Below are 21,763 nucleotides of genomic sequence, written 5' to 3'. Positions count from 1 at the left end.
GGTCGCCGTTGTGAAGCCGCCCGATCCGGGCATAGGTGGTGGCCGGGCCGGTGCGGATCGCCAGGAAACCGTCGCCCTCGGCGCGCAGGCCGAAGACCTCGCCGCCGATGCAGGTGGCGGCCTGGCCGTCGCCCTCGGGCTCGATGACGGGAACGGCCAGCTGTTGCGCCAGCGCGGCCCCGCCCCAGGCCATCAGGCCCATCGTCAGCATCATGCGCATGGATCGATCCCCCATGAATCGGGTCGAGCCTAGCATACTGTCCCGCCCTGACACGGGCGAAAAAGGGCCGCTCGCGAAAAAGCGCGGCGGGCGGAAACGAAGGGCGGGCGGAAAATGCGCGGATGGCCTGTAAGCCGGATTTTGTTCCGGGGTCGCCCCCTTCGATGACCATTCCTCTGGCCCCGCCGTTGCCGACGGGATCTAGCTGCCAACCCGGACCTGCTGGGGCGAAGGCAGCCCTGTCTTGCGACGCGCGGTCCCTATTCGGCATTGCTCCCGGTGGGGCTTGCCTTGCCGGTCCTGTTGCCAGGCCCGCGGTGGGCTCTTACCCCACCGTTTCACCCTTGCCCATGCAGCCAATCACTTGGGCATGGGCGGTCTCTTCTCTGTGGCGCTTTCCCTGGGGTTGCCCCCGCCGGGCGTTACCCGGCACCGTGCCTTCATGGAGTCCGGACTTTCCTCGACGGTCGCCCGCCGCGGTCATCCGGCCATCCGCGCAAGGGGCAGATAGGGCCGCCGCGCGCCGGGGTCAAGCGCCGCGCCGGCGGCACGGGCGGCATGGGTATTTGGAAAACGGTGAAGGATCAGGGCCGGGACCAGTTGCTGGCGATCTGCGGCAGCCGGTCCTCGATCCAGCCCAGCAGCGCATCGACGCGGGCGGCCGCCTCCTGGCCCAGGGGCGTCAGTTCGTATTCCACATGCGGCGGCACGGTGCCGAAATCGCGGCGCAGCACCATGCCGTCGGATTCAAGCCCCTGCAGGGTCTGGGCCAGCATGCGCTCGCTGACCCCGCCGATGTGCCGGCGCAAGCCGCTGAAGCGCTGCGGCCCCGCCGCCAGGGTCCACAGCACCAGCATCCCCCAGCGCCCCGTCAGCCGCCGCAGGACGTCGCGCGACGGGCAGGCCGCGGCCATCAGATCGCCCCTTTGCGGATTTTCCACACTAACATTCCTGTATGTTCTTACTATTGATAAGTTAGGCGCGTATCTGTTTCCGCACAAGAGTAACGGAGATCATCATGACTGTTGCGATTACCGGAGCCACCGGCCAACTGGGCCGCCTGACCATTGCCAAGCTGAAAACCCTGTTGCCTGCGGGGCAGATCGTCGCCCTGGCGCGGTCGCCCGAAAAGGCCGACCTGGGGGTCGAGACCCGCGCTTTCGACTATGACCGGCCCGAGACGCTGGCGCCCGCGCTGGCGGGCGTCGAGCGGCTGCTGCTGATTTCGTCGAGCGAGGTCGGCAAGCGCGCGCCCCAGCACCGCGCGGTGATCGAGGCCGCCAAGGCCGCGGGCGTGGGCGAGATCGTCTATACCAGCCTGCTGCATGCCGACCGCTCGCCCCTGTCGCTGGCGGCGGAGCATGTCGAGACAGAGGCGGCGCTGGCGGAATCGGGCATTCCGCACACGATCCTGCGCAATGGCTGGTATGCCGAGAACTACACCGGGTCGATCCCGACCGCCTTGCAGCATGGCGCGCTGATCGGCGCGGCGGGCGCGGGCCGGGTGTCGGGCGCGGCGCGGGCGGATTACGCCGAGGCCGCCGCCCGGGTTCTGGCCGAGGGCGGCCATGCCGGGCAGACCTATGAGCTGGCCGCGGACGATGCCTGGACGCTGGCCGACCTGGCGGCCGAGGTCTCGCGCCAGAGCGGGCGCGACATTCCCTATGTGGACCTGCCCGAGGCCGAATACGCCGCCGCGCTGGTCAAGGCCGGGCTGCCCGAGGGCCTTGCGGCGGCGATCGCCGGCTGGGACGCGGGCGCGGCCCAAGGCGCGCTGTTCGACGACAGCCGGGCGCTGTCGGGGCTGATCGGGCGGCCGACCACGCCGCTTGCTGACGTCGTGCGCGCCGCGCTTTAGAACGGCACGTCGTCTGTCGAGGCGCCCGAGGCGGGCTGAACGTAGCCCGCCTTGATGGTCTTGAAGCCCGTCGGAAACTCGACCGTCAGCGTATCCTCGGCGATGCCGCGGATGGTGCCATTGCCGAATTTCTGGTGGAACACCCGGTCGCCCACGGCATAGCGGGCGGCCGGTTCGGCGTCGATGACGACCGGCGTGCGGTGTACGGGCTGTGTACGTTCGGACGACCGCTGCTGCATCCGCTTCCAGCCCGGGGAGTTGTAGACATCGGCCTTGAAGGCGCGCTCGTGCATGGCCGAGGCGGCGAAGGGCTGCGCCGCCGCGCCATAGCCGCCGCCGTAAAGTCCGGGCGGCGTCAGCACCTCGACATGCTCCTCGGGCAGTTCATCGATGAAGCGCGAGGGCAGCGAGGACTGCCATTGCCCGTACATGCGGCGGTTGCCGGCGAAGGTGATGGTGGCCAGCTCCTCGGCCCGGGTGATGCCGACATAGGCCAGGCGGCGCTCCTCCTCGAGACCCTTCATGCCCGATTCGTCCATGCTGCGCTGGCTGGGGAACAGCCCGTCCTCCCACCCCGGCAGGAAGACGATGGGGTATTCCAGGCCCTTGGCGGCGTGCAGCGTCATGATGCTGACCTGCTCGGCCTGTTCGCCCGTGTCGTTGTCCATGACCAGCGCGACATGTTCCAGAAAGCCCTGAAGGTTCTCGAACTCCTCCAAGGCCTTGATCAGTTCCTTGAGGTTGTCGAGCCGGCCGGGCGCGTCGGGCGACTTGTCGTTCTGCCACATCGCGGTGTAGCCGGATTCGTCCAGGATGCGCTCGGCCAGTTCGACATGGTTGACCCTGTCGTCCAGCACATCGGCGTGCCAGCGGCCCATGCCCTGGACGAAGTTGCGCAGCGCCGCGCCGCCCTTGCCGCCGATCCCCTGCGTGGCCACGACCGAGGCCGCGCCCTCGAGCAGCGACAGGCCGCGTTCGCGCGCCTCGCGCTGGATGGTCTGCACCGCCTTGTCGCCCAGACCCCGCTTCGGCACGTTCACGATGCGCTCGAAGGCGAGGTCGTCGGTGGGGCTGACCGCCAGCCGGAAATAGGCCATGGCGTCGCGGATTTCCTGGCGTTCATAGAACCGCGGCCCGCCGATCACACGATAGGGCAGGCCGATGGTCATGAAGCGGTCCTCGAACGCCCGCATCTGGTGACTGGCGCGCACGAGGATCGCGATGTCGTTCAGGCTGCGCTTGCCGATGCTGTGGCGGTGGCCGCCCTGGAACGCCTCGATCTCTTCGCCGATCCAGCGCGCCTCGGCCTCGCTGTCCCAATGGCCGATCAGGCGGACGGGCTCGCCGCCCTGGGCCTCGGTCCACAGCGTCTTGCCCAAGCGCCCCTTGTTCGCCGCGATCAGGCCCGAGGCGGCGGCCAGGATATGCGGGGTGGAACGATAGTTCTGTTCCAGCCGGATCACCTGCGCGCCGGGGAAATCCGCCTCGAAGCGCAGGATGTTGCCGACCTCGGCGCCGCGCCAGCCATAGATCGACTGGTCGTCGTCGCCCACGCAGCAGATGTTCTTGTGCGCCTGCGCCAGCAGCCGCAGCCACATGTACTGGGCGACGTTGGTGTCCTGGTATTCGTCTACCAGGATATAACGGAAGCGGTCCTGCCATTGGCGCAGCACGTCCGGGTGCGCCTGAAAGATGGTGACGCAATGCATCAGGAGGTCGCCGAAATCGACGGCGTTCAGCTCCAGCAGGCGGCGCTGATAGGCGGCATAGAGTTTGCCGCCCCAGCCGTCGAAGGCGCGTTCCTCGCCCCTGGGTAGCCGGGCGGGGGTGATGCAGCGGTTCTTCCAGCCGTCGATCAGCCCGGCAAGCTGCCGTGCAGGCCAGCGCTTTTCGTCGATGTTCTCGGCCGCCATCAGCTGCTTCAGCAGGCGGATCTGGTCGTCGGTGTCGAGGATGGTGAAGCTGGGCTTCAGGTGCAGCGTCGCATCGCCGACCAGTTCGGCATGGCGGCGCAGGATCTTGACGCTGACGCTGTGGAAGGTGCCCAGCCAGGGCATGCCCTCGACCATCTCGCCCAGAAGGCGGCCGATGCGGTCCTTCATCTCGCGCGCGGCCTTGTTGGTGAAGGTCACGGCCAGGATCTGGCCGGGGCGCGCGCGGCCCTGGGTCAGCAGATGCGCGATGCGGGTGGTCAGCGCCCGGGTCTTGCCGGTGCCGGCGCCGGCGAGCAGCAACACGGGCCCGTCCAACGCCTCGACCGCGGCGCGCTGCGCATCGTTCAGCCCGTCCAGATAGGGCGCCGGCCGCGCCGACATGGCGCGCTGCGAAAGCGGCACCGGGGCTGCGGCGGCCTCGAAGGCATCGGAATCGTCGAATTCGTTCATGCCGCCAACATAACCCCTGCAGGCGCGCCAGGAAAGCCCGCGTTCACGCCTTGTTCACATCACGCCCGCAGGTCACGCCCGCAGACCGGCAAAGATCGACGGGTCCAGGCTGACCTGGGCGAAGGTCTCGCCCTGGGTCAGGACGCTGACGGCATCGTGCGAATGCAGCGATTCCTGATGACTGGCGACGACGCGGAAATCGCCGATGCGCGGCTCGGCCAGCAGTTCGGCGGCAAAGGCGCGCACCGCGTCCTCGACGAAGATCGGGTTCGCGGCATTGAGTTCGGCGAAGGCCTGCTCGTCCTCGCGCTTGACCATGACCTGGGTTTCGGTGGCGACGGCGCGGCGGCACAGCGCGACCATGTCCTCGAACCACAGGGTTTCGCCCTGGGTCACGGCCGAGATCCGGGCGATGGAGCGCTGCGAATGCGGCGTCGCCAGTTGGCCCCGCATCTGGCGGGCGTGTTCGCTAAGCTCCAGCGAGCACGGGCAGGTCGAGGAATAGACGTAATCGAAGTGCATGATCTTGAGCCGCTGCCCGGCGCGTTCTGCCAGTTCCAGCGCGATGTCGTAATACTGCCAGCCCGTCAGGCCCGAGCGCAGCGAGTCGACCCGCATCGGATAGCTGAGCCGCATCTGGATGCGGGCGTCGATGCTGTCCAGGTCGGACTTGTAGTCCTGCAGCGCGGCCTCCAGCACACCCATCGAGAATCGCTTCTCGGCATGGGCATAGAAGGACCGCATGATGCGGCTCATGTTGATGCCCTTGCGGTCGGATTCCAGACTGACGGTGCCGGTGACGCTGGTTTCCAGCGTGACCTCGCCCCCCTCCTTGGTCTGGTAGCGGATCGGCAGGCGAAAGTTCGAGATGCCGACATGCTGGATCGCGGCGCGCGCGCCGACGATCAGGCTGGCGGGCCCGTTCTGCAGGTCCGGCAGGCTGGCCTTGTAACTGGCATCCACCCGAAAGTCGGCGGGATAGTCCCGCTTGAGCGCCGGATAGGCGCGTTCGGTGGCGAGGGGTCCGGGAAACAGGGGGCGGGCCTCGGTCATGGTCGTCCTCGTGGGGTGACGGTCGGGCGCAATGTGGGCACGATGCCCTGAAAACAAAAGGGGCGTCCGCCGCGGCAGGCGCCCCGAACGGGCCTTAGGCCAAGGCCTGACGCAGATCGGCGATCAGATCGTCGGCATCCTCCAACCCGACCGACAGGCGCAGCAGGCCCGGGGTGATGCCCAGTTCCGCCCGCACCTCGTCCGACAGGCGGGAATGCGTGGTGGTGGCGGGATGGGTGACGATGGATTTCGCATCGCCCAGGTTGTTCGAGATCTGAAAGATCCGCATCCGGTTCATCGCCGCGAAGGCCGCGTCCTTGCTGCCCGCGTCGACCGCGACCATCGTGCCGCCCGCGCCCATCTGGCGCTGCACCAGGTCGTATTGCGGATGATCGGGCAGCCCCGGATAGATCACCTTGGCGACACCCGGCGTGGATTGCAGCGCCTGCGCCAGCGCCAGCGCGGTTTCGGTCTGGGCGCGCACCCGCAGGTCCAGCGTGGTCATCCCGTTCAGCATCAGCCAGGCGTTGAACGGGCTGATTGCGGCGCCGGTGTGTTTCAGATAGGGCTCGGCCACCTCGCGCACGAAATGGCGGGTGCCGCAGATGACGCCGCCCAGGCAACGCCCCGCCCCGTCGATGTGCTTGGTCGAGGAATAGACGACGACGTCCGCCCCCTGCGCGACCGCGCGCGAATAGACGGGCGTCGCAAAGACATTGTCCACGATCACCAGCGCGCCGACCTCGTGGGCCAAGGCAGCCACCCCCTCGATGTCCACCACCTCGAGCGTGGGGTTCGACACGGATTCGAAGAACACCGCCTTGGTGTCGGGCTGGATCGCCGCGCGCCACTGGTCCAGGTCCGCGCCGTCCACATAGGAGATCCGGACCCCGAAGCGGGCCAGCACGTCCAGCACATAAAGGCAGGACCCGAACAGCGCCTTCGAGGACACGACATGATCGCCCGGCTTGGCCCAGCACATCAGCGCGCCGTTCACGGCCGCCATGCCGCTGGCGGTCGCAAAGGCGTCCTCGGTGCCTTCCAGGTCGGCGATCCGGTCCTCGAACATGCGCGAGGTCGGGTTGCCGTAGCGGGCATAGATGAACTCGTCCGGGCCGGTCTTGATGAAGCGCGCCTCTGCCTGTTCCGCGCTGTCATAGGCAAAGCCCTGCGTCATGAACAAGGCCTCGGCCATCTCGCCATACTGGCTGCGGCGGATGCCGTGATGGACGGCGCGGGTGCGCGGATGCAAGGGCTTCTGGGACATGGCGGACTCCTTTTCGCGTCAGGACCGGTTACTCCCGCCAAGGGCATGGCGCAAGGCGTCACTCGTCGCGCGGCAGGGCGTGGCGTTCAAAGAGCCGGGCGTTCAGCACGAAGAAGATCACCATGATCGCCGGCAGGCCGAAGGTCTTGAAGTTCACCCAGGCGGTTTCGGACATGCTGCGCCAGATCACCTCGTTGGCGACGGCCAGGCCCAGGAACAGCGCGGTCATGCGCAGGGTCAGGACGCGCCAGCCCTCGGGGCGCATGGGCAGGGCCTCGGACATGACCAGTTCCAGCCAGTTGCGGCGCAGCGCCAGGCTGGCCCCCAGGGCGGCGGCGAAGATCAGGTAGATGATCGTCGGCTTCATCTTGAAGAAGCGCGGGTCGTTCAGCCAGACCGACAGCCCGCCAAAGACCACGACCAGCACCAGCGTCGCGATCTGCATCGGCGCAAGCCTGCCCGTCAGCCGCCACAGCGCCAGGGTCGAGGCGACCAGCACCGGGATGAAGATCAGCGTGGCCACGATGAAGCCCGAATACTCGGTGCCGCCGATCGTCACCATCCGGTCGCGCAACCGCATGAAGACGACGAAGAACAGGATCAGCGGGCCGAACTCCAGCCCGGCCTTGAGCCAGGGATTGATCTTGCGGGCCTCAGACACGGCGCGCCTCCTTGAACGGGGATTTTCAGGGTTGTGCCGCAGCGGCGCCGGCTAGTCCAGCCTGATCGCGGCCAGGATCGGCCCGGTGGGCTGACCGGCGCGGCCCATTTGCTGGGCCAGGATCGCGTGGCGCGTGTCCTCGGGGAAGGCGTCGCCGCTGGCCAGGTCGGGGCGCACCGTCATGCGCAGGGCGGCGCGGCCGTCCCATTCGCCGATCCGGTCGGCCGCCAGCACGACATTGGTATAGCGCACCGCGACGCCGCGGTTCTCGCCCGCCTTGATGGTGACGTGACGATGCGGCGCATAGCGCACCAGCACGATGGCCACCTTGTCGGGAATGGCGACGCGGGGCGTCAGTTCGATCTGGAACTCCTCGCCCCGCTGGCGGGCGCTGACCATGATCGGGACCGGCCGCGTCATCTGCATGTCGACCAGCGCCATCAGATCGGCCGGGCGCAGGGCGATCAGCGTGTCGGTCCCGCCCACGATCATCTGCGGGGTATAGATCGCGCGCTCGCCCCAGGCATGGGCATAGGACTGCTGGCGCAGGGTGAATTCGGGCTTGGCGAAATCGTCGGCCCAGCCCAGGTAATCCCAGTAATCGACATGCCAGGACAGCGCCAGGATGTCGTCGCGCTCGGCCAGGTCGGCCAGCATCCGGTCGGCGGGCGGGCAGGCCGTGCAGCCCTGCGAGGTGAACAGCTCGACCACCACCGGGGGATGGCTGATCGGCCCCAGGCCGGCCCGGGCCTGCGCGGTCGGCCGCTGGGCGAAGGCCGCGACGGCCGGGGAATCGGGAAAGAGGTCGCCTTCGATGAAGGGCAGCCCGCCGGCGCCGATGGCAGGCATGCCGTCCGGCGCCTCGATGAGGCCCAGGCTGTCGTCCCGGGGCGCGTCGGCCTGCGGGGCCTCGGCATCGGGTCCGCCCTGGGACGCAGGCTCGCCCAGCACGGTGACGCCCACCGCGTCAAGCGACGGCAACGCGCCCTCGCCCCCGCGCGGCCCGCCCGGCGCATCCGCCCCCAGGGAAACCGCGCCACCGCCCTGCCCGCCTGCGGCCATGCCGCCCGCGCCCGGCCCGTCCCGGTCCTGCGCGGCGACCGGATGGGCCAGCACCAGGGCCGCCACCGCGCCGATCCGATGCGCCGGCGCAGACCCGGCCATGGCCGCAACGCCGCATCCCGGCCGGGCGCCGAGGCGGGAAAATGTGCAAAGCCAGATGCCATGCCCTTGGAGAATCCCGAATTTCCGTTCCGCACCACCTAACCCCCGCCGGCGCCACGGGACAAATCAATGCTTTGTTAGACCGTCGTTCCCGTGTCGTGATCGTTGCCTAAAACCCACATCTTGCAGACGCAGCGAAAACTTGGCATACAATGGCATACAACGCCGGCCTTTTGCCTTGAACCCCTAGCGGAAAAGGGGCACATGGGCCCGGAGTCACCGCCATTCAGCCACCTTTTCAAGGATAGGGAGCCGAGTCATGCCCATTGAAACAGGAACCGACACCGCAAGGACGCGCCGCCAGCTCGAGGTCGGCGGATCGTCCTTTGCCTATTATTCCATCGACGCCGCCAGCGAAGCGGGCCTGGGCGACTTCTCGAAGCTGCCCGCCTCGCTCAAGGTGGTGCTGGAAAACCTGCTGCGCTTCGAGGATGGCGGCCGCACCGTCAGCGTCGACGACATCAAGGCCTTCGCCGAATGGGCGACCCTGGGCGGCAAGAACCCGCGCGAGATCGCCTATCGCCCGGCCCGCGTGCTGATGCAGGACTTTACCGGCGTCCCGGCGGTGGTGGACCTGGCCGCGATGCGCGACGGCATCAAGTCGCTGGGCGGCGATCCGCAAAAGATCAACCCGCTGAACCCGGTCGATCTGGTCATCGACCACTCGGTCATGGTCGACGAATTCGGCACGCCCCGCGCCTTCCAGCGCAACGTCGATCTGGAATACGAACGCAACATGGAGCGTTACACCTTCCTGAAATGGGGTCAGAACGCCTTCAACAATTTCCGCGTGGTGCCGCCCGGCACCGGCATCTGCCACCAGGTGAACCTGGAATACCTGGCCCAGACCGTCTGGACCGACAAGGACCAGAACGGCCGATGGTGGCCTATCCCGACACGCTGGTCGGCACCGACAGCCACACCACCATGATCAACGGCCTGGCCGTCCTGGGCTGGGGCGTCGGCGGGATCGAGGCCGAGGCCGCGATGCTGGGCCAGCCGATTTCCATGCTGATCCCCGAGGTCGTGGGCTTCAAGGTCACCGGCGCGCTGCGCGAGGGCGTGACCGCCACCGACCTGGTGCTGAAGGTCGTGCAGATGCTGCGCAAGCATGGCGTGGTGGGCAAGTTCGTCGAATTCTACGGCGAAGGCCTTGACCACATGCCGCTGGCCGACCGCGCCACCATCGCCAACATGGCCCCAGAATACGGCGCCACCTGCGGCTTCTTCCCGATCGACGATGAAACCCTGCGCTACCTGCGCCAGACCGGTCGCGAGGAATCGCGCATCGCCCTGGTCGAGGCCTATGCTAAGACGAACGGCTTCTGGCGGACCCGCGACTATGCGCCGGTCTACTCCTCAACGCTGGAGCTGGACCAGTCGACCGTGGTGCCCGCGATCTCCGGCCCGAAACGACCGCAGGACCACGTCGCCCTGACCGACTCGGCCAAGGCGTTCAGCGACTATATCCTGGGCCTGCGCCCCGCCCCCTCGGCCCCCAAGACCGAGAAGGAACTGATGACCCGCGAAGGCGGCGCCCCGAACCCTGCCCCCGAGGAGATCCCCGGCGCCCACCATGGCCACCTGAACACCGGCAGCGTCGAGGGACAGGATTACACGCTGCGCGACGGTTCTGTGGTGATCGCGGCGATCACCTCCTGCACCAACACCTCGAACCCCTATGTGCTGATGGCGGCGGGTCTGGTCGCCCGCAAGGCGCGCGCGCTTGGCCTGACCAGCAAGCCCTGGGTCAAGACCTCGCTGGCGCCCGGATCGCAGGTGGTCGAGGAATACCTGAAGGCTGCCAACCTGCAGGATGACCTGGACGCGCTGGGGTTCAACCTGGTGGGCTTCGGCTGCACCACCTGCATCGGCAACGCCGGTCCTCTGGCGCCGGAAATCTCGAAGTCGATCAACGACAACGACCTGGCGCGGTCGCGGTCCTGTCCGGCAACCGCAACTTCGAGGGCCGGATCAGCCCAGACTTGCGCGCCAACTACCTGGCCTCGCCGCCGCTGGTCGTGGCCTATGCCATCGCGGGCGACATGAACATCGACCTGACGACCGAGCCGCTGGCCCATACCGCCGACGGCAAGCCGGTGTTCCTGAAGGACATCTGGCCGACCTCGAAAGAGGTTGCCGATCTGGTCGACACCATCGTGACCCGCGAGATGTTCCAGAAGAAATATGCCGACGTGTTCAAGGGCGACGAGCGCTGGCAGGGCGTGCAGGTCACCGACAGCGAGACCTATGACTGGCCGCCCACCTCGACCTATATCCAGAACCCACCCTATTTCCAGGGCATGGGCGCGGAAAAGGGCGCGATCCACAACATCCACGGCGCCCGCGTGCTGGCGCTCTTGGGCGACATGATCACCACCGACCACATCAGCCCGGCCGGTTCGTTCAAGCCGACCACGCCCGCCGGCAAATACCTGACCGAACGGCAGGTCGCGCCGCGCGACTTCAACAGCTACGGCTCGCGCCGCGGCAACCACGAGGTCATGATGCGCGGCACCTTCGCCAACATCCGCATCAAGAACGAGATGCTGGACGGCGTCGAGGGCGGCTATACCAAGGGCCCGGACGGGCAGCAGACCTCGATCTATGACGCGGCGATGGCCTACAAGGACGCGGGCATCCCGCTGGTCATCGTGGGCGGCATGGAATACGGCGCGGGTTCGTCGCGCGACTGGGCGGCCAAGGGCACCAACCTGCTGGGCGTCAAGGCGGTCATCGCGGAAAGCTTCGAGCGCATCCACCGCTCGAACCTGGTCGGCATGGGGGTGATCCCCTTCGAGTTCACCGGCGGCGACAACCGCAAGTCGCTGGGCCTGACGGGCGACGAGGTGATTTCCATCGACGGTCTGGAAGGCGACTTCAAGCCGCTGTCGCTGGTCCCGGCAACCATCCGCTATGCCGACGGCACGGAGAAGGTGATCCAGCTGAAGGCGCGCGTCGATACCGAGGTCGAGATCGAGTACTTGGAAAACGGCGGCGTGCTGCATTACGTGCTGCGCAACCTGGCGAAAGCCTGAGCCGTCCCGCTGGCGAATTGCAGGGCCGTCCCTTAGGGGGCGGCCTTTTCACTTGCGGCACGGGTGCATGGGTATTTGGAAAACGGTGAAAGCCCGAGGGTGTCACTCCTCGGCGCAATACCACATCGTGCCGCCCACGGCCGCCGAGCCGATGACCATCGATCCCACCGCCACGGGCGAGGCCGCCATGCCCATCGCCGCCGCCCCCGCCGCCTCGAGCGTGCCGACCATCGAACCCGAGGTGGCGGCCAGGATCGTCGCGCCGGGGCGCTGCGTGACCGCATCGTAACCGGCCACAGCCAAGGCATTGGCGTTGCGGAAGGTGGCCTGGCGCGCGCCGTTCACGCGCTCGCACAGGGTCTTGCGGCACAGCGCATTGCCCTTGCGTGCGCCCTTTTGCGCGCCGATATAGGTGTCGCCCTGCTTGTCCCAAAGCAGACAATAGCTGCCGTCGTCGGACATGGCATTGCGGCGCAGGATCTCGCGCAGTGTGACATAGCCCGGGCAGGTGATCTTGCCCCAGCCCGAGAAGTTCTTCTCGATCCGACCGACGTTCTGGCGAAACTCGGCATCGCGGAGATAGTTGATCTCGGTCTTTTCGCCCGCGATCGAGGTCTCGCAGGTCCAGAGCCGCTCCTCGGTCGCTGGCGCCTCCTCGGCCACCGCCGGGAAGGCCATGGCCGCCGCCGCCAGAATCGCCATCATCCGCATCGCATCCCTCCAAAAGCCGTTCGGCCTCTCCTTCGCCAGCCTGCAGCGCGGTTGCAATCCACGGGATCGTGAGGCGCAAGGGTTGTGTTCCGGGCACCACGCCGGGCTTTCACCGTTTCCCAAATACCCATGCAGCCGTGCCGCAAGCAAAAAGGCCGCCCCCGAAGGGACGGCCCTGAAACCTGCCTGATCCGGAAAGGATCAGTTCTTGGCGTAGAATTCGACGACCAGGTTCGGCTCCATCTGCACGGCATAGGGCACGTCGCCCAGCGCCGGGGTGCGCACGAAGGTCGCGGTCATCTTGTTGTGGTCGACTTCAAGGTAGTCGGGGACGTCACGCTCGGTCAGGGCAACGGCTTCCAGCACGATGGCCAGCTGCCGCGAACGTTCCCGGATGGCGACCACGTCGCCTTCCTTGACGCGATAGGACGCGATGTTGACGCGCTGGCCGTTCACCGTGACGTGGCCGTGGTTCACGAACTGGCGCGCGGCCCAGATGGTCGGCACGAACTTGGCGCGATAGACGATGGCGTCCAGGCGGCGCTCCAGCAGGCCGATCAGATTCTCGCCCGTGTCGCCCTTGACGCGCTCGGCCTCGGCATAGATGCGGCGGAACTGCTTTTCGGTCAGGTCGCCGTAATAGCCCTTCAGCTTCTGCTTGGCGCGCAGTTGGGTGCCGAAATCGGACAGTTTGCCCTTGCGGCGCTGGCCGTGCTGGCCCGGGCCGTATTCGCGCTTGTTCAGCGGCGACTTGGCGCGGCCCCAGATGTTTTCGCCCATGCGGCGGTCGATCTTGTACTTGGCAGCGGTGCGTTTGGTCATCGCTGATCTCCTTCTTTCATGTTGTCGAAGGGCGTTGTCCTTTGGCATAATGCCCGACAGGGTTCCCCTTGCGGGGTCCACCAACACCAATTGAAGCGGCGCTTATAGCCGCCCCGCGCCCCGTGTCAAGCGCCCCTTGAGCGGCGGCCCCCGCGCCCTTAAATGAAGGGCAGCGAACAGGAAAGACCCGCGATGTTTTCGATCCCCGGCAAGTCCCCCGTCTCGATCACCCCTGCGGCCGAGCGTCAGATCGCCCGGCTGATGGCGGCGCAATCGGCCAGCGGCCTGCGCATCGGCCTGAAGAAGGGCGGCTGCGCCGGCATGGAATACACCATGGAAGCTGGCCCAGACCCCCGCCCCCGGCGACGAGGTGGTCGACATGGCGCGGCGCGGGTGCTGATCGCGCCGACCGCGCAGATGTTCCTGTTCGGGACCGAGATCGACTATGAGTCCGGCCTGCTGGAATCGGGCTTCAAGTTCCGCAACCCGAACGTCACCGACAGCTGCGGCTGCGGCGAATCGGTCAGCTTCGGTCCGCTGGAGGGTTCGCGCGCCCGGACCTGAGGTTTTGGTCCGGGGTTAGCGCACACATCCTTGATCGCCGCCCGCGCGCGCCCTATCCCCCGGTCAGGACATGACAAGGGAGAGGCTGATGGCCCCGCGCAAACTTGCCGCCGGCAACTGGAAGATGAACGGAACCCTGGCCGCCCTGGCCGAGATCGACCAGCTTCTGGCCGGGCCCAAGCCCGGCTGCGACGTGCTGATCTGCCCGCCCGCGGTGCTGATCCAGGCCATGGCGGCCAAGGGCATCCCGACCGGCGGGCAGGACTGCCATGCCAACGCCTCGGGCGCACACACCGGCGACATCGCCGCTGCGCAGCTGAAGGACGTGGGCGCGAGCCATGTGATCCTGGGCCATTCCGAACGCCGCACCGACCACGGCGAAACCGACGAGATGGTTTCGGCCAAGGCCCTGGCCGCGCATGAGGCCGGCCTGGTCGCCATCATCTGCGTGGGCGAAACCGAGGCGCAGCGCGACGCCGGCCACACGCTGGACGTGATCTCGGCCCAGCTGGCGGGATCGGTGCCCGACAGCGCCACGGCTGCGAACACGGTCATCGCCTATGAACCCGTCTGGGCCATCGGCACCGGCCGCACCCCCACGAATGACCAGATCGCCGAGGTCCATGCCCTGATGCGCGACCGGCTGTCGGCCCGCTTCGCGGACGGGGCCGATGTCGCGCTGCTTTACGGCGGCTCGGTCAAGCCGGCGAACGCGGCCGAGATCTTTGCCATCGCGCATGTGAACGGCGCGCTGGTCGGGGGGGCCAGCCTCAAGGCCGCGGACTTCGGCCCGATCATCGCGGCGCTTTCCGCTGCCTGAGGGAACGCGCCTTCAGTCCCGGGGACCGGGCCGGGGCCAGTAGCGGCGGGTTCCGACCAGCCGGTCATGCGCCTCGGCCGCGGCCTTCAGCAGCGGCGCCCGGTCCCCGCCTTCGACCAGCGCCCCGGCGCCCGGCAGGTCCAGAAGGCCCAGCCGGTCCAGCACCTCGGGACCCGCCGCCAGGTCGTTCAGCGCGCCCAGGCTGTCCTGCAGCGATTCCAGCGCGTCCATGAACCGCTTGCGCTTGCGGCGCAGCGCCTTGGCCTGGAACAGGGGGGCGAAGAAATCGGCGGCATAGCGCAGCTTCTTGGCATCCTTGCGCAATTCATGTCGCTGCTCGTCGGGCAGGGACACCAGATCCTTGCCGTCCTTTCTGACCTTGCGGCGAAAGCGCGACAGCGCCAGCCCGGCGAATTCCGGCGCCGGCATCTCGCGCAGGGAGCGGGTCGCGGGATCGGCGCGCCAGTCGCCATGGTCCAGCCATTCGACCAGGTCCAGCGCCAACAGCCGCGCCCGGCGCGAGCCAAGGACATGGGCCACCGTGTCATAGGCCGCCTCGCGTTCGGCAGTCAGCCGCGCCAGCAATGGCCCCGGCGGCGCGCGGCGCACCAGCACGTCCAGGTCGCGCGCCTGCCCCAGTTCCTGCGCCAGCCAGCGCAGCCCTTCGCGCAGGTCGGTGCCGGCCTCGGCCCCCAGGACCGGCTTGAACACCGTAAAGGCCGAACGCAGCCGGCGCAGCGCCACGCGGGCCTGATGCAGGGCCTCCTCGGAGCGCAGGGCCAGCACCAGATCCTCGTTCAGGCGGAACTGGGTCAGGCAGGACAGGGCGATGCGGCGAAACGCGTCGGCCGCGGTCATCGCGGGGGTCAGCGCGGCCTCGGCGGCCTTGACGCTGCGGGGCACGGGTTCGGCCAGCATCCGGCCGCGCTGCGCCACCGTCACGACCGACAGGCGCCGCGGGGCGGTCTCGGCCAGCCGCCGGGCCAGGGCAAAGAGTTCGGCCACCGGGCCCGCCGTCAGGGTGATCTCGCAGTCGCGGATCGCCACCCGCCGGCGGCCAGGCCCAGCATCCCCTCGACCAGTGCAGCTCCAGCGTGGCATCGCCCTGGGCGACCGGCCATTCGCGACGGCCGAGCGTCGCGATCCGGTCAGGACCAGGTCGCGCGCGCCCTCGCCCAGCAGGGCCAGCAGCGGCCCGCCCGGCTCCAGCACCGGCAGGGGCCGGGCACCGGCCATTCCCGGTTGCTGCCGGGCAATTCCAGCACTTGCACCGATCGCCCGGCCCGCTGGCAGATGCAAAGCCCCGCCCCCGCTGCCGCCAGGGCGCCGCCGGCGGCGTCGAAATACAGCCGGCGCTCCTCGGTCAGGCGGGGCGTGCCGGCCAGCGCGGCATCGTCCTCGAGCGCGGCAAAGGATGTTCCCGCAAGTTGAAGCCTGACCTTGACCTGACGCATCGCATCCTCCTGAACCGGACCTGCCCCCATCTTAACGCGAAAGGATGGGACCGCCGCAACCGGGGCAAGGGCCTTCGGGCCGCATATCGACTGGAGAGCGGGCCGGGGCCGGCTCCTCGCCTGACCACCACGCGCCCGCCCGACCGACATTTCCGGCGGTTCGGGCCCGTCCTGTCCATTTTCAAGGTGTGACGTGCAACAGATCGACCCCCAGACGCTTTCCTTCCTGCGCAACCGCCGCTCGCATCCGCCCAAGCTGCTGAGCGGCCCGCCGCCCTCGCGCGAGGTGCTGATGGACCTGCTGGTCCTGGCGGCCCGCGTCCCCGACCACGGCAAGCTCGAGCCCTGGCGTTTCGTGGTGCTGGAGCGCGCCACGCTGGACCGGCTGGCGCCGGTGCTGGCCGATCACGTGGCGGCGGCGGGCGGCGACGCGGCGGCGGTGGAAAAGGCGCGCTCGGCCTTTGCCTCTCCGGTCATCGTGGCGGTGGTCTCCAGCCCGGTGGACAGCCCCAAGGTGCCGGAATGGGAACAGGTCCTGTCGGCCGGCGCGGTCTGCCTGGAACTGGTCAACGCGGCCCTGGCGGCGGGCTTTGGCGCGGCCTGGCTGACCGGCCCCGCCGCCCAGCCCGAATTCGCCCGTGCCCATCTGGGGCTTGGCCCGCAGGAGCGCATCGCGGGGCTGATCCACATCGGCCAGCGCGGCGCGACGCCCCCCGACCGCCCGCGCCCCGATGTCGCGGCCCATACGGTGTTTCTATGAGCGTGCTGCGCGCGCTGGTCCTGGCCTGGCGCGACCTGCTGCGCCCGCGCATCCTTGGCGTGGTGGCGCTGGGGGTCGGGCTGACCCTCCTGCTGTTCGTGGCCCTGCAGGCGGCCGCCTTCTGGGCGATCCGCGCCTTTGCGCCCGACAGCCTGACCCTGCCCTGGATCGGCCCGGTCGAGATCGCGGCCTTCCTGTCCTGGGGCTCGCTGGTGCTGTTCCCGGTCATGTCGATCTTCCTGATGGCCCCGGTGGCGGCGGGTTTCGCCGGGCTGTTCGCAGAACGGGTAGCCGACGCGGTCGAGGCCGCGCATTACCCCGCCGCCAAGGGCCTGTCCGTCGATTTCCTGGACGGGCTGCTGGAAAGCCTCGCCGTGGTCGGGCTGGTCATCCTGGTCACGCTGGTGACACTGGCGCTGACGCCGTTCCTGGGGCCGCTCGCCTCGGTGCTGTTCTATCTGGGCAACGGCTGGCTGCTGGGCCGCGAGTTCTTTCAGATGGCGGCGCGGCGTCACCTGCACGCGCCGCAGGCGACCGCCCTGCGCAAGGCGCGCGCGGCGCAGGCCACGGGCCTTGGCGTCCTGATCGCGCTGCTCCTGACGGTTCCGGTGCTGAACGTGCTGGTGCCGGTGCTGGCGGCGGCGGGGTTCACCCACCTTTACCATCTTACTGCGTCCAGCCCTCGATATCCGCGCGGGTGATGACCCCGCCCAGGATGATCCAGGCGATCAGGGCCCAGATCACCGCCGCGATCAGCGTGGCCAGCCACATCTTGCGCTTCAGCCGCGGCTCGTGCGGGGCGCCCGCGGGCGTTCCGGGCGTCACCTGGCCCACGTCGGCCTGGCTTTTCTGGCCGATGGGCAGCAGGACGAACAGGACCAGGAACCACAGGACCGCATAAAGGACGATGCCGCCGGTCAGGTTCATCAGACCTGCTCCAGTTCGATCAGGCAGCCGTTGAAGTCCTTGGGGTGCAGAAACAGCACCGGCTTGCCATGCGCGCCGATCCTGGGCTCGCCCGAGCCCAGGACGCGGGCGCCTTCGGCCTTCAGGCGGTCGCGCGCGGCCAGGATGTCCTCGACCTCGAAGCACATGTGATGGATCCCGCCGGAGGGGTTCTTGTCCAGGAATCCGCGGATCGGGCTGTCGTCGCCCAAGGGGTAGAGCAGTTCGACCTTGGTGTTCGGCAATTCGATGAAAACCACCGTGACGCCGTGGTCGGGCTCGTCCTGCGGGGCGCCCACGCGGGCCCCCAGGGTCTCCGCATATTGCGCGGCCGCTGCCTGCAGGTCGGGCACGGCGATGGCGATATGGTTCAGGCGTCCGATCATGCTGTCCTCCGTTTGCATCGTTTTAGGCGGATGCGGGCCGGGGGCCAAGGAAAACCGCCGCGATTAACCGCTTGTTAGCCGAATCGCGGGATTCTGGCGGCACGAAGGTTCACTCTTGCAAGGATTCTGGTGATGAGCGACGAACGAACGAACCGACTGGACGACGACCTGCCGACCCCGCGCCCGCTGCTGCCCGGACGTCCGCTCAGCGGCCTGACCGTGCTGGTGGTCGAGGATTCGCGCTTTGCCTCCGAAGCGGTGCGGCTTTTGTGCCTGCGCTCGGGCGCGCGGATCCGGCGCGCCGATACCGTCAGGGCGGCGCTGCGCCACCTGCAGACCTATCGCCCCGGCGCGGTCCTCGTGGATATGGGCCTGCCCGACGGCGACGGGGCCGAGGTGATCCGCGCCATTGCCGGCAACACCCCCCGCGTGCCGGTGATCCTGGGGATCTCGGGCGACCCGGACAACTGCCAGGCCGCGCTGGACGCCGGCGCGGACGGTTTCCTGGCCAAGCCGGTCGAAAGCCTGGCCGGGTTCCAGCAGGCCATCCTGGACGCCCTGCCGCCCGGCGACCGCCCCCAGGGGCTGCGCCTGCTCAGCGATACGGTCGTGATCCCCGACCGGGGCGCGCTGCGCGACGACCTGGCCCATGTGGCCGAGGTGCTGTCGCTGGCCGACGACACCGCCGCCATCGACTATATCGCGCGCTTCCTGGCGGGGGTCGCGCGTTCGGCCCACGACCGCCCGCTGGAGGTCGCGGCGACCGCGTTGGCGCGGGACCATGCGCAGGGCGCGCCGCTTGCCACGGACCTGGCGCGGATCAGCGGCATGGTGCAGGACCGGCTGGCGATGGTGCAGCGTCTGTAACGCGGGGCTTGTGACAGGGCCCGGCGCTCAGGCCAGCATCCCCGGGTCGCCGCCCAGTTCCAGCCCCGGGAAGATGGTCTGTTCCAGCAGGCCGCGGTCGATCCCGAACAGGCCGTGCATGGCCCAGCCGGCATAGGCGCGGATGTCGCGCGTGGGCATCAGGTCGCGGTCGGCGTAAAGCTGCCCCTCTCCCAGGCCGGGCCAGTCGCCATAGGCGCGCCCGCCCCGGATCGCGCCCCCCGCCATGACCAGCGCGCCCCCCGTGCCGTGGTCGCTCCCGCCGGTGCCGTTCTCGCGCACGGTGCGGCCGAATTCGGTCATCGCCAGCACGGTCGTGCGCGACCAGTTCGGCCCCAGCCCGTCGCGCAGCGCCAGGATCGCCGCCGCCAGCCGGTCCAGCGAGCGGCCGATGATCTGGGGCTGGCGCACATGGCTGTCCCAGCCGGCGATCGAGAAGGCCGCGATGCGCGCCTCGCCGTTCAGCCGGGTCGCCGCGAAGGCCCCCAGCGCGGTCGCGTCCGCCGTGGGACCCTGGCTGCGGGCGATCTGGTCGGTTTCGGCGCTGACGCGGATCGCGTCACGGGCGGCGTCGCGAAACAGCGGGTCGTCGTGATAGACATGCTCCAGCAGCATCTGCGCCTGCGGCGACAGCGTCAGCGAGGCGCGGGGCGCCCAGCTGAGATGGGGCGCATCGCCCGCCAGGATCCTCATCTGCTCGACGCCGACCGCATAGGCCGTCTCGGCCGAGGCCTTGGGCAAAGCCTGCAGCAGCCGGTTCAGCCAGCCACCGATGCGCCGGTCCACCGGCAGGTCGTTGCCGGTCCCCGCCTCGAGCAGGTCCTGGCCGTCGAAATGGCTGCGCTTGTCGCGATAGGGAGTCGAAACCGCATGGGCAAAGGCCAGTTCACCCGATTTCCATAGGGGCATCAGCGGTTGCAGCGAGGGGTGCAGCGCGTAGAAGCCGTCCAGGTCCAGGGCCCCCCGGTCCGGCCCGACCGAAATCTCGCGCCGGTACTGGGCCAGCATCGGGTCGCCATAAGGCTGGATCGCGTCCAGACCGTCCATCGCGCCGCGCAGGATAATGACGACCAGCCGGTTGTCGCCCGGCACCTGCGCGAAGGTCATCGAGGTCATCAGCGGATGCGCGGCGGCCGAGCAGCCGATCAGCGCGGCCCCCTTCAGGAACAGGCGTCGGTTCAGGTCCATGATCGTCCTCCTATCGCCGGTTGAAATCGCGCGAGGCCAGCACGATGGCCACGCCCTCCGCCTGGCTTTCGGCCTTGGGGACCGCCCAGGCCAGCGCCTCGGACCGGGTGGCCCCCAGCGCCGCGTCCAGAAGGTCGCGCGGGTCGGGCAGCGGCTGCGCCACCTTGCCGGGCACCCGAAGCGCCCAGGTGATCCGCGCCGCCAGAAGCTGCGGAGCAATCCAGGCGGTCGCGTCCTCGGGCCAGCCGTCGGGGCCGGTCGGGCGCAGCCAGGGCTGGCCCATGCGCAGCATCGGGTCCAGCAGGAAGCCGTTGACCTGGGGGAAGTCGATGGCGGTGATCTGCTGGCCGGTCAGGCCAAGCGCGCGAAAGCTGGCGGCCAGGAAATCGAAGGGCTGGCGCGCCTTGGCGCGCAGCGTCGCGGCCAGCGCCGGATCGGTCGCCATCACCCGATAGACCTGCGGCAGGTCGCCCCCCGTGTCGCGCCAGGTCGCGGCCATCGCGTCCACCAGGTCCGGCGCGGGATCGTCCGCGATGAAATGCACCGCCAGCTTGCGCGAGATGAACTGCGCCGTCTCGGGCCGCCGGGCGATGTCGCGAAAGGCCGCGCGGATCGCCTCGATCCCGTCGCGCCTTGTGCCGCCATAGCTTTTGCCCAGGACCGTCTCGGCCCCCGGCTCGGCGATCTGGGGGCGAAAGGCAAAGCCCGCCTGGGTCGAATAGGTCAGCCCGGTCAGCAGTTCGGCCATCTCGCGCACGTCGTCCTGCGTATAAGGCGCGCCCACGCCCAGCGAATGCAGCTCCATCGCCTCGCGGGCGAGGTTTTCGTTCAGCCCGACCTCTTGCCCCGGGCGGCGGCGCGCAAAGACCGAATTCGGGCCACGGCTGGCGTTCTGGTTCAGATACAGCAGCATCATCGGATGGGTGTCGGCGGCAAAGAACAGGTCCTCGAACCGGCCGTTCACATGGGGCCGGATCGCCTCGTCCACGAAAGCCAGGGCCAGCGGATTGTGGCCGCCGTTCATCGGGCTGATTGTGAAATGATCGGCCCAGAACTGCACCAGCCGTTCGCCGAAGCCCGCCTCGGCGTCCACGGCCCGGGCCAGCCGGCGTTGCAGGTCGCGCCCGAGCAGCTTGCCCATCTCGCGGTTATAGGCGGTGAATTCGGCCTCCTCGGCCTCGCCACCCTCGCGCCGGGCCTTGGTCAGGGCGGCGAGCTTCGCCCCCATCTCCTGCGCGCGGGCGGTCGTCATCGCCTCGGGGCCGGGGCCCGCCGCCGCGGCCGAGGCCAGCACCGTCTCGATGTCCTGCGGCGGGGCCATCAGCGGCGACAGACCATAGCCCAGGCGAATCGCGGCGATTTCGGGAAATTCGATCGACATGCGCCTGCACCTTCCTCGTCCGGGGAAAACCGTCCCCGGCGCCAGCTTATCGCATGTCGATGACAGAAGGTCAGTTCACGCTTTCGGCAGGTTGCCGCGATGCGGCAAGGGCCTGCCGAAAACCCGCCGGGCCTGCGGCATT

At 68.7% G+C, this 21,763-nt stretch carries 20 protein-coding genes, 1 other RNA gene and 1 pseudogene; 7 read left to right on the top strand and 15 right to left on the bottom strand.

All coding sequences use genetic code 11. From position 1 onward, the window contains the following. Nucleotides 1–334: 334 nt before the first annotated feature. Both rnpB and DPM13_RS13100 read right to left on the bottom strand, forming a co-directional pair. An RNA gene (gene rnpB / locus DPM13_RS13105) (RNase P RNA component class A) lies at nucleotides 335–716 on the bottom strand. 88 nt (nucleotides 717–804) lie between these two features. Further along, a complete protein-coding gene (locus DPM13_RS13100) occupies nucleotides 805–1,134 on the bottom strand; it encodes a winged helix-turn-helix transcriptional regulator (RefSeq protein WP_099650069.1) in 330 nt (109 codons plus the stop codon). Nucleotides 1,135–1,238: 104 nt separating this feature from the next. On the opposite strand from DPM13_RS13100, the gene DPM13_RS13095 reads away from it, so the two are divergent. Beyond that, complete coding sequence (locus DPM13_RS13095; protein WP_112888177.1) at nucleotides 1,239–2,078, top strand: SDR family oxidoreductase; 840 nt, start codon at nucleotides 1,239–1,241, stop codon at nucleotides 2,076–2,078. Here DPM13_RS13095 and DPM13_RS13090 read toward each other — a convergent pair. From DPM13_RS13090 to DPM13_RS13070, 5 genes are all read right to left on the bottom strand, one after another. Then, nucleotides 2,075–4,462, bottom strand: coding sequence for an ATP-dependent helicase (locus tag DPM13_RS13090; protein WP_112888176.1), 2,388 nt, complete (start codon nucleotides 4,460–4,462; stop codon nucleotides 2,075–2,077). The two genes, DPM13_RS13095 and DPM13_RS13090, sit on opposite strands and share 4 nt — an antisense overlap. 72 nt (nucleotides 4,463–4,534) lie before the next feature. Beyond that, nucleotides 4,535–5,515 carry a GTP cyclohydrolase FolE2 gene (gene folE2 / locus DPM13_RS13085; RefSeq protein ID WP_028719413.1) on the bottom strand — a complete coding sequence of 327 codons (981 nt, stop codon included), beginning with the start codon at nucleotides 5,513–5,515 and terminating at the stop codon, nucleotides 4,535–4,537. Between the two features lie 94 nt (nucleotides 5,516–5,609). After that, entirely contained in the window at nucleotides 5,610–6,782 is a 1,173-nt protein-coding gene (metZ, locus tag DPM13_RS13080; RefSeq protein ID WP_099648933.1) for an O-succinylhomoserine sulfhydrylase, read from the bottom strand. A 58-nt stretch (nucleotides 6,783–6,840) separates the two neighbouring features. After that, nucleotides 6,841–7,443, bottom strand: a complete 603-nt coding sequence (locus DPM13_RS13075; RefSeq protein WP_080621946.1) for an inner membrane-spanning protein YciB — start codon at nucleotides 7,441–7,443, stop codon at nucleotides 6,841–6,843. A 51-nt stretch (nucleotides 7,444–7,494) separates the two neighbouring features. Then, on the bottom strand, nucleotides 7,495–8,607 hold the full coding sequence (locus DPM13_RS13070; RefSeq protein WP_223252014.1) for a DUF1223 domain-containing protein: 1,113 nt from the start codon (nucleotides 8,605–8,607) through the stop codon (nucleotides 7,495–7,497). Nucleotides 8,608–8,926: 319 nt separating this feature from the next. On the opposite strand from DPM13_RS13070, the pseudogene acnA reads away from it, so the two are divergent. Further along, nucleotides 8,927–11,705 (top strand): annotated as a pseudogene (acnA, locus tag DPM13_RS13065) (aconitate hydratase AcnA). 102 nt (nucleotides 11,706–11,807) lie between these two features. Here acnA and DPM13_RS13060 read toward each other — a convergent pair. Both DPM13_RS13060 and rpsD read right to left on the bottom strand, forming a co-directional pair. Next, on the bottom strand, nucleotides 11,808–12,410 hold the full coding sequence (locus DPM13_RS13060; RefSeq protein WP_223252013.1) for a hypothetical protein: 603 nt from the start codon (nucleotides 12,408–12,410) through the stop codon (nucleotides 11,808–11,810). Nucleotides 12,411–12,617: 207 nt separating this feature from the next. Continuing rightward, nucleotides 12,618–13,238 (bottom strand): 30S ribosomal protein S4, encoded by a 621-nt coding sequence (gene rpsD / locus DPM13_RS13055; protein WP_112888175.1) that lies wholly within the window; start codon nucleotides 13,236–13,238, stop codon nucleotides 12,618–12,620. Between the two features lie 192 nt (nucleotides 13,239–13,430). Here rpsD and DPM13_RS13050 point away from each other — a divergent pair, with 192 nt between their 5' ends. Next, nucleotides 13,431–13,802 carry a HesB/IscA family protein gene (locus tag DPM13_RS13050; RefSeq protein ID WP_112888772.1) on the top strand — a complete coding sequence of 124 codons (372 nt, stop codon included), beginning with the start codon at nucleotides 13,431–13,433 and terminating at the stop codon, nucleotides 13,800–13,802. 88 nt (nucleotides 13,803–13,890) lie between these two features. Then, the gene (tpiA, locus tag DPM13_RS13045; protein ID WP_112888174.1) at nucleotides 13,891–14,622 is read left to right on the top strand and encodes a triose-phosphate isomerase; all 732 of its coding nucleotides are present in this window, start codon (nucleotides 13,891–13,893) and stop codon (nucleotides 14,620–14,622) included. 12 nt (nucleotides 14,623–14,634) lie between these two features. Here tpiA and DPM13_RS13040 read toward each other — a convergent pair whose 3' ends face one another. Both DPM13_RS13040 and DPM13_RS13035 read right to left on the bottom strand, forming a co-directional pair. After that, complete coding sequence (locus DPM13_RS13040) at nucleotides 14,635–15,858, bottom strand: CYTH and CHAD domain-containing protein (RefSeq protein WP_112888173.1); 1,224 nt, start codon at nucleotides 15,856–15,858, stop codon at nucleotides 14,635–14,637. Continuing rightward, complete coding sequence (locus DPM13_RS13035; RefSeq protein WP_112888172.1) at nucleotides 15,771–16,076, bottom strand: hypothetical protein; 306 nt, start codon at nucleotides 16,074–16,076, stop codon at nucleotides 15,771–15,773. Before DPM13_RS13035 ends, DPM13_RS13040 begins: the two co-directional genes overlap by 88 nt. Nucleotides 16,077–16,269: 193 nt before the next feature. Between DPM13_RS13035 and DPM13_RS13030 the strand changes: the two genes are divergently transcribed. Both DPM13_RS13030 and DPM13_RS13025 read left to right on the top strand, forming a co-directional pair. Beyond that, on the top strand, nucleotides 16,270–16,836 hold the full coding sequence (locus tag DPM13_RS13030) for a nitroreductase family protein (protein WP_080621940.1): 567 nt from the start codon (nucleotides 16,270–16,272) through the stop codon (nucleotides 16,834–16,836). Next, nucleotides 16,833–17,537, top strand: coding sequence for an EI24 domain-containing protein (locus DPM13_RS13025; protein ID WP_036762610.1), 705 nt, complete (start codon nucleotides 16,833–16,835; stop codon nucleotides 17,535–17,537). Before DPM13_RS13030 ends, DPM13_RS13025 begins: the two co-directional genes overlap by 4 nt. On the opposite strand, the gene DPM13_RS13020 is transcribed toward DPM13_RS13025, so the two are convergent. Together DPM13_RS13020 and mce are read right to left on the bottom strand one after the other, a co-directional pair. Then, nucleotides 17,503–17,763 carry a DUF1467 family protein gene (locus DPM13_RS13020; RefSeq protein WP_028719424.1) on the bottom strand — a complete coding sequence of 87 codons (261 nt, stop codon included), beginning with the start codon at nucleotides 17,761–17,763 and terminating at the stop codon, nucleotides 17,503–17,505. The genes DPM13_RS13025 and DPM13_RS13020 overlap by 35 nt on opposite strands. Beyond that, on the bottom strand, nucleotides 17,763–18,167 hold the full coding sequence (gene mce, locus DPM13_RS13015; protein ID WP_112888771.1) for a methylmalonyl-CoA epimerase: 405 nt from the start codon (nucleotides 18,165–18,167) through the stop codon (nucleotides 17,763–17,765). The genes DPM13_RS13020 and mce overlap by 1 nt, the downstream gene beginning before the upstream one ends. A 132-nt stretch (nucleotides 18,168–18,299) precedes the next feature. On the opposite strand from mce, the gene DPM13_RS13010 reads away from it, so the two are divergent. After that, a complete protein-coding gene (locus tag DPM13_RS13010) occupies nucleotides 18,300–19,034 on the top strand; it encodes a response regulator (RefSeq protein ID WP_112888171.1) in 735 nt (244 codons plus the stop codon). Between the two features lie 27 nt (nucleotides 19,035–19,061). Here the strand turns inward: DPM13_RS13010 and DPM13_RS13005 are convergent, their stop codons facing one another. Both DPM13_RS13005 and DPM13_RS13000 read right to left on the bottom strand, forming a co-directional pair. Next, the gene (locus tag DPM13_RS13005) at nucleotides 19,062–20,240 is read right to left on the bottom strand and encodes a DUF1501 domain-containing protein (protein ID WP_397244484.1); all 1,179 of its coding nucleotides are present in this window, start codon (nucleotides 20,238–20,240) and stop codon (nucleotides 19,062–19,064) included. A gap of 10 nt (nucleotides 20,241–20,250) precedes the next feature. Then, on the bottom strand, nucleotides 20,251–21,621 hold the full coding sequence (locus DPM13_RS13000) for a DUF1800 domain-containing protein (protein WP_112888170.1): 1,371 nt from the start codon (nucleotides 21,619–21,621) through the stop codon (nucleotides 20,251–20,253). Between the last annotated feature and the right edge of the window lie 142 nt (nucleotides 21,622–21,763).

It is taken from the genome of Paracoccus mutanolyticus (assembly GCF_003285265.1).
In the GTDB taxonomy this organism is placed as follows: Bacteria; Pseudomonadota; Alphaproteobacteria; order Rhodobacterales; family Rhodobacteraceae; genus Paracoccus; species Paracoccus yeei.
This window is presented reverse-complemented; position numbering and strand designations above follow the sequence as displayed.

Excerpts from the sequence above, each read along its gene's own strand:
- DPM13_RS13035 (WP_112888172.1), bottom strand. The coding sequence starts at position 16,076 with ATGCGTCAGGTCAAGGTCAGGCTTCAACTTGCGGGAACATCCTTTGCC.
- DPM13_RS13060 (WP_223252013.1), bottom strand. The coding sequence starts at position 12,410 with ATGATGGCGATTCTGGCGGCGGCGGCCATGGCCTTCCCGGCGGTGGCC.
- DPM13_RS13100 (WP_099650069.1), bottom strand. The coding sequence starts at position 1,134 with ATGGCCGCGGCCTGCCCGTCGCGCGACGTCCTGCGGCGGCTGACGGGG.
- tpiA (WP_112888174.1), top strand. The coding sequence starts at position 13,891 with ATGGCCCCGCGCAAACTTGCCGCCGGCAACTGGAAGATGAACGGAACC.
- folE2 (WP_028719413.1), bottom strand. The coding sequence starts at position 5,515 with ATGACCGAGGCCCGCCCCCTGTTTCCCGGACCCCTCGCCACCGAACGC.
- DPM13_RS13050 (WP_112888772.1), top strand. The coding sequence starts at position 13,431 with ATGTTTTCGATCCCCGGCAAGTCCCCCGTCTCGATCACCCCTGCGGCC.
- mce (WP_112888771.1), bottom strand. The coding sequence starts at position 18,167 with ATGATCGGACGCCTGAACCATATCGCCATCGCCGTGCCCGACCTGCAG.
- DPM13_RS13090 (WP_112888176.1), bottom strand. The coding sequence starts at position 4,462 with ATGAACGAATTCGACGATTCCGATGCCTTCGAGGCCGCCGCAGCCCCG.
- DPM13_RS13025 (WP_036762610.1), top strand. The coding sequence starts at position 16,833 with ATGAGCGTGCTGCGCGCGCTGGTCCTGGCCTGGCGCGACCTGCTGCGC.
- DPM13_RS13000 (WP_112888170.1), bottom strand. The coding sequence starts at position 21,621 with ATGTCGATCGAATTTCCCGAAATCGCCGCGATTCGCCTGGGCTATGGT.
- DPM13_RS13005 (WP_397244484.1), bottom strand. The coding sequence starts at position 20,240 with ATGGACCTGAACCGACGCCTGTTCCTGAAGGGGGCCGCGCTGATCGGC.
- DPM13_RS13040 (WP_112888173.1), bottom strand. The coding sequence starts at position 15,858 with ATGGCCGGTGCCCGGCCCCTGCCGGTGCTGGAGCCGGGCGGGCCGCTG.
- rpsD (WP_112888175.1), bottom strand. The coding sequence starts at position 13,238 with ATGACCAAACGCACCGCTGCCAAGTACAAGATCGACCGCCGCATGGGC.
- DPM13_RS13020 (WP_028719424.1), bottom strand. The coding sequence starts at position 17,763 with ATGAACCTGACCGGCGGCATCGTCCTTTATGCGGTCCTGTGGTTCCTG.
- DPM13_RS13010 (WP_112888171.1), top strand. The coding sequence starts at position 18,300 with ATGAGCGACGAACGAACGAACCGACTGGACGACGACCTGCCGACCCCG.
- DPM13_RS13070 (WP_223252014.1), bottom strand. The coding sequence starts at position 8,607 with ATGGCCGGGTCTGCGCCGGCGCATCGGATCGGCGCGGTGGCGGCCCTG.
- metZ (WP_099648933.1), bottom strand. The coding sequence starts at position 6,782 with ATGTCCCAGAAGCCCTTGCATCCGCGCACCCGCGCCGTCCATCACGGC.
- DPM13_RS13095 (WP_112888177.1), top strand. The coding sequence starts at position 1,239 with ATGACTGTTGCGATTACCGGAGCCACCGGCCAACTGGGCCGCCTGACC.